Annotated in this window: 4 protein-coding genes; all 4 read right to left on the bottom strand. The window is 71.1% G+C overall.

Features of this window, described 5'->3' with window-relative positions:
• Positions 1–46: 46 nt before the first annotated feature.
• Positions 47–1252: a hypothetical protein gene (locus AAHZ94_RS29935; RefSeq protein ID WP_349996851.1), complete on the bottom strand. Its 1206-nt coding sequence runs from the start codon at positions 1250–1252 to the stop codon at positions 47–49.
• Complete coding sequence (locus AAHZ94_RS29930) at positions 1242–1955, bottom strand: DUF8175 domain-containg protein (RefSeq protein WP_349996850.1); 714 nt, start codon at positions 1953–1955, stop codon at positions 1242–1244. Before AAHZ94_RS29930 ends, AAHZ94_RS29935 begins: the two co-directional genes overlap by 11 nt.
• Positions 1956–2658: 703 nt before the next feature.
• Positions 2659–2967: a DUF8827 family protein gene (locus AAHZ94_RS29925; protein ID WP_176162433.1), complete on the bottom strand. Its 309-nt coding sequence runs from the start codon at positions 2965–2967 to the stop codon at positions 2659–2661.
• Positions 2968–3431: 464 nt separating this feature from the next.
• On the bottom strand, positions 3432–3638 hold the full coding sequence (locus tag AAHZ94_RS29920; RefSeq protein ID WP_349996848.1) for a DUF397 domain-containing protein: 207 nt from the start codon (positions 3636–3638) through the stop codon (positions 3432–3434).
• Positions 3639–3953 lie beyond the last annotated feature (315 nt).

The raw sequence follows: 3953 nt of genomic DNA, 5'->3' as shown, positions 1-3953 counted from the left end.
GCCCGGCGGATGGCCGGCTGACCAGCCACCAACTCAACAAGCATTGCTAGCGGCCCGAGTTGGGCCGACTGAGTCCTGGGGGGGGGGGGGGGGGGGCGCCGCCCCCCCCGCCGTCGCCACCGCCGGCCGGGGCGCCAACGGCCCGGTTGCTGTGGGCGTTCATGCCCTGCTTGACCAGGGCGGCCGGGGAGCTGACGATCGCGGCGGCCTGCCGGGAGGCGGCGTCGTTGCTGGCGTTGCGGCTGCTGATGATCTCGTCGCCGAAGCCGGGTACGAAGCGGTAGATCATGGCGCTGGCGAAGATGGCCAGGATGATGATCGACAGGCCCGAGACGACCGCGGAGAACGCGTCGGGCCCCTCGTCCCCGGAGAGCGCCCCGGCCAGCCCGAGCACGATGATGATCACCGGCTTGACGAGGATGACCGCGATCATGAGGCCGGCCCAGCGGCGGACGTGGCCCCACATGTTCTTGTCGACCAGTCCCGCGTAGACGGCGGTGCCGAGCAGCGCGCCGACGTAGAGCAGGGCGGCGCGGATGACGAGTTCGAGGCAGAGCACGCCGGAGGCGAGGATGGTCACCAGCGAGACGACGATGAGCATGATCGGCCCGCCGCCGATGTCCTCGTCCTTCTTCAGCGCATCGGCGAACGACCCGAAGAACGCGTCGTTGTCGGCCCCCGTACCCGAGGCGATCACCTCGGTGACGGCATCGGTGGCTGAGACGACGGTGTACAGCACCAGCGGGGTGAAGGCCGAGGCCAACACGGTGAGCCAGAGGAAGCCGATGGCCTCGGTGATGGCCTCCATGAACGGCACCCCACGGATCGCCCGCTTGGCGACGGCCAGCAGCCACAGCAGCAGGGTGAGCACGGTGGAGGCGGCGAAGACGATGGCGTACTGCCGCAGGAACGTCTCGTTGGTGAAGTCCACCCCGGCCGTCTCGTTGACCATGTCGGACAACTTGCCGACCAGCCAGGAGGCGGCTTTGGCGCAGGAGCGGGCTAGGGAGACTGCGGGGTCGATGGGGGACGTTGTGTCAGGCGGGCCGCCTGACCCTCCCCCGTTCTTGTTCTTCTCGCAGTTCTCTTTGACGGTGCCGTGCAGGAAGTCGCAGTTGCGTTCATGGCTTGGCGAAGGGCTCGGTGAGGGAGCAGCCGTCACACGCGAGGCGAGGAAGAACGCGGCGGCTTGTAGCGCGGCCAACATTCCGACAACGCTGGAGACGGCGCGTCGGCGGGAGCTACCGGGCATACGTGAACCCTCCATACTGCTCGACCGCCTTGGTGATCTCCTCGGCGGTAGCCGCGGTGCGGTCCGCATTGACCGGTGCCGGACCGTTCTTCTGGGAGTAGCTCTCGGTCTTCCAGTCCTGGCCTGTCCAACGCAGCTTGATCGTCGTGGTGAACCAGTCATTGGCGACCGGTGTCCGTGAACCTTCGCCGGCGATGCCGAACACTCCGGTGCACCAGACTTCGACCGTGGCGGCCGTGTTGGAGTACGCGACGACCTTGGTGCCGACCGGCGCGGTGCGTGAGACGTAGGTCTGGCCCTTGGGCGCGTTGCCGTTCTTGTCGAGTCCGAGGCCGATCAGGGCGCTCTCGGAGTACGCCTTGTCCAACTCGGGAAGCATGCGTGAGCTCGCGGCGGGAGTGAAGATCAGCGGCACGATCTTCTGTCGCTCATCGCTCTTGAACATCTCCACCGACCCCAAAGCCACCGCATAGTTCGCCGCAGCGCTCTGTGCCCCCTGTTCCGTGCGGGGGAAGCCGGTGGCGATGCCCGTGGTGGTGTCCTTGCCGCTGACGGGGCGTTGGCCGGTGGGGGCGGTGGGCTGGGCCGCTTCGTTCTTGTCGCGGGAGGACTTGCTTCCGCCGTCGTTCGAGGAGTCGTCGCCTCCGCCGCCCCGGTTGGCGAAGGCGATGGCCGCGACGAGCAGGACGACCACGGTGATCACGGTGAGCAGGCTGCGGCTCGGTTTGGGGGTGGGGCGGGGGGGCCCGCGCCCCCCCCCACCGCGCGCCGGGCCCCCGCGGGGGCCGGGGGGGGGGGGGGGCGCGGCCCACCGCCGAAGGCGCCGCGGGCGCGGGGGGGGAGCCGGGTGCGGGTCAGCCGCCCGTCGCCGTGGTCCCCGCCGTAGGGGTCGTAGTCGTCGCCGCTGGGACTCACTGTGCGTCCGCCCCTTCGCCCGTGTGCCCGGTCGCTGCCGTGCGGGCCGCCCCGGCCGGTTCCGCTCTGGGCGGCGCCGCCCGGCCGGACGACGCCGGGGCGAGCGGCGGCTCGCTCGCCGGCGCTCTGGTGCCGCCCTGGTACGACGGTAGCGGCGCGCGACGGCGCGCGGGGGCGGGGGTGTGGGTGCACATCAAGCTGACACAACCTCAGCAGCGGGACCGGGGGGATGGGAGGGGCGGGGTGGTGCCGGCGCGACGGGCCGGCCGCCCGTTCCGCCCGCGCCGCGGTGGACGCGGCCGGCGGTCCGAGTGGCCCGGAGGGGTCGGCATCAGCGAGCGGCCTCGTGGGGAGGGAAGGGTGAACGGTGGTCGGTCGGGACGGTGGTGGGCGGGGGAGGACGGGTGGGCCTTCGCGGCGTGCGGACTCGGTGGCGGTCCGACGCGCGCTGGCGTGCGGCGCGCGTGGCGCTGCACGGGTGGAGCGAGGGGCTAGACGGCCATGCCGTACACGATGGTGAAGAGCGTGCCGAGCGAGCCGATGATGAAGACGCCGGTCAGGCCCGCGACGATCAGGCCCTTGCCCTGTTCGGCGCTGAACGTGTCACGCAGGGCCGTCGCGCCGATGCGCTGCTTGGCCGCGCCCCAGATGGCGATGCCGAGGCACAGCAGAATGGATACGGCCATCACGACCTCGATCATGATGCGCGCTTCGTTACCCAAGCTTCCGAAAGGCCCCCAGTCGGGGGCGATTCCGCCGATGATGGTGGTGATGTCGCCTTTTTCGGCTGCCAGGTACATGTGAACTCACCGCCCCTTATGGGTTGTTGTGTGCCCGTTGCCGCACGGCACGGGTCATTCCCTATCTTCGCTGAAGTTGCCACTGTCGCATGTCGATTTGGCGGCATTTCTTGGCGGATCTTGCATCTGATCCGGCCACTGCCGCTCTGACCTGCGATCAAGCCATGTGCAGTGAGTGAGACGAGGCGCCGGCGGGTTCGGTTCTCGTCACGCTCTGCTGCGCGTGTCGTGAGGTTCCGTCACGTTCCGCTGCCGGCCTGGTACGGACCTGATCGGTGGCGGTGGTTCGGGGGAGCGCCGTCGCGAACCGTGGCTCGTTCTGTGTCACTCGTACGGGGCCGCTCGCCAGTTCTGGCCGGTGCCGTACGCCGGCGGGTGCCGTACGGCCGCGGCGCTCCCAGGGAGCCGTCGACCGCCGCGGCGGCGTGCTCCCAGCGGCCATGCCCTCAGCCACGGCCGTGCCCTCACTCCACGAAGCCGTCGAACTCCCCGGCCTTGACCCCCTTGATGAACGCCTCCCACTTCGGCGGGGTGGTGATGACCACCTCGTCGCGGTTGCGGCTCTCCCTGAGGTAGATCCGGCCGTCAGGTCCCGCGGCCACCTCCAGGTACTCCGGCGGGTTCTCGCCCTCGGGGACGGCGGGCTGCCAGTCGAGCTGCTCCAGGTCCATGGTGGCGTCCTTGTCGCGGGGGCTGGTGGGGTGGTGACGGGGCGGGGGGTGGTGCGCCGTCCGCCGGTGGCGCCGTACGGATCGATGGCGTACGGCCGTCAGTCGGACTGTAGCCGGGGCCGGCGGGGCGGGAGTCGCACACCGGCCGTCGGGAGTCGCCCCGCCCCGCCGCGGGGCGGGGGGCCCGCGGGGGGCCGGGGGCCCGCCGGGGGGGCCCGCCGGGGGGGGGGGGGGGGGGGGCACCGCGTCCAAGCTGGTGGCCGAGGGCGGCAAGGTCATCATCGACGAGCGTGACCTGTGGGAGGGCGGCAAGTT

The sequence above is a fragment of the Streptomyces sp. HSW2009 genome (genome assembly GCF_040240285.1).
Taxonomy (GTDB): Bacteria; Actinomycetota; Actinomycetes; order Streptomycetales; family Streptomycetaceae; genus Streptomyces.
The sequence above is the reverse complement of the archived record's forward strand: the minus strand, read 5'-3'. Positions and strand labels throughout refer to the sequence as shown.

What these genes read in the sequence shown, in the direction of transcription:
- AAHZ94_RS29935 (WP_349996851.1), bottom strand. Translation starts at nt 1,252, where the DNA reads ATGCCCGGTAGCTCCCGCCGACGCGCCGTCTCCAGCGTTGTCGGAATG.
- AAHZ94_RS29925 (WP_176162433.1), bottom strand. Translation starts at nt 2,967, where the DNA reads ATGTACCTGGCAGCCGAAAAAGGCGACATCACCACCATCATCGGCGGA.
- AAHZ94_RS29920 (WP_349996848.1), bottom strand. Translation starts at nt 3,638, where the DNA reads ATGGACCTGGAGCAGCTCGACTGGCAGCCCGCCGTCCCCGAGGGCGAG.